Here is a 229-nt window from a genome sequence, read left to right on the forward strand (position 1 = left end):
CGGCTGCACCACGCGTGCCTGGAAGGGCGGACAATCGCGGGAAGCGTGGCTGGCCGGCGGCAAGCCGAACACGCCGGGCCGCCTCAACGACCTGCGCCACATCGTCTACAAGTCGGCGGACGCTCCCTGGCGGCGCGCGCGCAAGAACCTCGGCCTGATGATGCGCGAGGGCCTGCTCAAGGAGAACATCGACGGCGAGGCGCTGGACTGGGCGCACAAGCGCCTGCTG

Annotated in this window: 1 pseudogene; it reads left to right on the forward strand. The window is 70.7% G+C overall.

Going from position 1 to position 229, the window contains the following annotated elements:
- A pseudogene (locus CVH10_RS25145) lies at positions 1 to 229 on the forward strand (cobalt chelatase); the annotation flags it as partial.

The sequence above is a fragment of the Halomonas sp. ND22Bw genome (genome assembly GCF_003011945.1).
Taxonomy (GTDB): Bacteria; Pseudomonadota; Gammaproteobacteria; order Pseudomonadales; family Halomonadaceae; genus Halomonas; species Halomonas halophila.